2 protein-coding genes are annotated in these 2,327 nt (G+C 79.2%); both read left to right on the plus strand.

All coding sequences use genetic code 11. The features are described 5' to 3' along the window. Window positions 1-782 (plus strand): hypothetical protein (locus tag CNO22_RS26730; RefSeq protein WP_100502252.1); only part of this gene is annotated, 782 nt, incomplete at its 5' end. Next, window positions 779-2,327, plus strand: a 1,549-nt coding sequence (gene murJ / locus CNO22_RS26735) for a murein biosynthesis integral membrane protein MurJ (RefSeq protein ID WP_232807389.1), incomplete at its 3' end; no start/stop codon positions are given. The genes CNO22_RS26730 and murJ, both read left to right, overlap by 4 nt.

Raw genomic sequence — 2,327 nt, forward strand, 5'->3', positions numbered from 1 at the left:
GCCGCCGAGGGCGAGCAGTGCCCGGCGCCGCGCGTTGCCGTCGGACCGCCGGAGAGCCGTGGCGGCGCACCAACTACGCCGGCCGTCCGGTGACCCTGCTCGGCGGGCCGGCGCTGGCGCTGGCCGCGACGGCGTCCGCGGTGGCCGGCGCACCCACGGGGACCCGCGCGGCCGCCGCGCTGGTCGGCACCGTCTCCGGGCTGGTCGGCGGCTACGACGACCTCGCCGGCGCCCGCCCCGAGCAGGCGCGGGACAAGGGGCTGGCCGGGCACCTGCGCGCGCTGCGCGCCGGGCGGGTCTCGGCCGGCGCGGTGAAGGTCGCCGGGATCGGCGCCGCCGCCGCGGCCGCGGCACTGCTCACCCAGCGCGACCGCGGCCTCGCCGACGCCGTCCTCACCACCGGGCTGGTCGCCGGCACCGCCAACCTGGCCAACCTGCTCGACCTGCGCCCCGGCCGCGCGGCCAAGGTCGCCGTGCTCGCCGCCGCCGCCGGGCTGGGCGGCCCGTCGGGCTCCCTCGTCGCCGGGCCGCTCGGCGCGAGCCTGGCCGTGCTGCCGGCCGACCTGGGGGAGCGGGTCATGCTCGGCGACTGCGGCGCCAACGCCGTCGGTGCGCTGCTCGGGCTGCGGCTGGCCGCGGCGCCGGGCCGCCCGGCGCGGGCCGGGGCGCTGGCGGCCGTCGTCGGGCTCACCCTGGCCAGCGAGCGGGTGAGCTTCACGCGGGTCATCGAGGCCACCCCCGTCCTGCGCGCCCTGGACCGGCTCGGCCGCCGCGGGGCATGAGTTCCCGGCAGGTCGTCCGTGGGGTCGCCGGCGCCGCCGCGCTGATCGCCGTCCTCACCGTGCTGGCCCGGCTCGCCGGGTTCGGCCGCACGCTGGTGTTCACCAACGCCGTCGGCGCGGGCAGCACCGGTGACACCTACCTCGCGGCGAACAGCGTCCCGAACATCGTCTTCGAGGTGGTCGCCGGCGGTGCGCTGGCCAGCCTCGTCGTCCCGATGCTGGCCGGCGGCATCGCCACCGGCGACCGCGAGCAGGTCCGGCGCACCGCCTCGGCGCTGCTCGGCTGGAGCCTGCTGGTGCTCACCCCGCTGGCCGTGCTGCTGGCGGTCTGCGCCGAGCCGGTCGCCCGGCTGCTGCTCGGCTCGCAGGACCCGGGGCAGGTCGACCTCGCCGCCCGCTTCCTCGTCGTCTTCGCGCCGCAGGTCGTGCTCTACGGCATCGGCATCGTGCTCACCGGTGTGCTGCAGGCGCACCGCCGCTTCGCCGCCCCCGCGCTCGCGCCGCTGCTGTCCAGCGTGGTCGTCGCCGCGGCCTACCTGACCTTCGCCGCGATCGGCGGCAGCCGGACGGCGGAGGGTCTGGGCACCCCCGCCGAGCTGGTCCTCTCCGTCGGGACGACGCTCGGCGTGGCCGCGCTGTCGCTGTCGCTGCTGCTGCCGGTGCGGCGGCTGCGCCTGGGCCTGCGGCCGTCGCTGCGCTTCCCCGTCGGCGCGGCGCCGCGGGTGCGCCGGCTGGCCGTCGCCGGGGTGCTCACCCTCGCCGGGCAGCAGCTGCTGGCCGCGGTGGCGATCCGGCTGGCCAACGCCGGCGCGCCCGACGGCACCCAGGTGGTCTACGCCGCCGCGCTGACGGTCTTCCTCGTGCCGTGGGCCGCGCTGGCCGTGCCGCTGGCCACCTCGGCCTACCCGGGGCTGGCCGAGCGCGCCGAGACCGGCGACGAGGCCGGCTTCCGCCGGGCCCTGGCCCCGGTGACCACCCTCGTCGTCGTCGCCTCGACGGTGGCGGCGGCGGTGCTGGTCGCGGTGGCCGGGCCGATGGCGGGGGTGTTCCTCGCCGGGCAGCCGGCGGGCGTCGTGGGCGCGCTGCGCGACACGATCGTCGCCTTCGCCCCGGGGCTGCCCGGCTACGGGCTGGTGGCGGTGCTCTCCCGCGCGATCTACGCCCGCGGGCTGTGGCGGGCGCCGACGGCGTGCGTGCTCGGCGGCTGGCTGCTCGCCGTGGCGGCCGACGTCGTCCTCGCCGCGGTGCTGCCGGCCGACGACCGCGGCGTCGCCCTCGCCGCCGGGCACAGCGCCGGGGTCACCGTGGCGGGGCTGGCGCTGCTCGCCGTCGTCGCCCGGGTCGTGGGCCCGGCCGGGCTCGCGGGCGTCGTCCGCACCGGGTTGCCCGCGCTGCTGGCCGCCGCGCTCGCCGCCGCCGCGGGGCTCGCCGTCGCCGGCGCGCTGGGCGCCGACCCGGTGCCGCCTGTCTCTTATACACATACTACGCTGCCCACGACTCCTTACGTCGAGAACTCGCTGGGCGTCGTCGTCTTCCACAAACACA

The organism is Geodermatophilus chilensis, from assembly GCF_002802985.1.
Lineage (GTDB): Bacteria > Actinomycetota > Actinomycetes > Mycobacteriales > Geodermatophilaceae > Geodermatophilus > Geodermatophilus chilensis.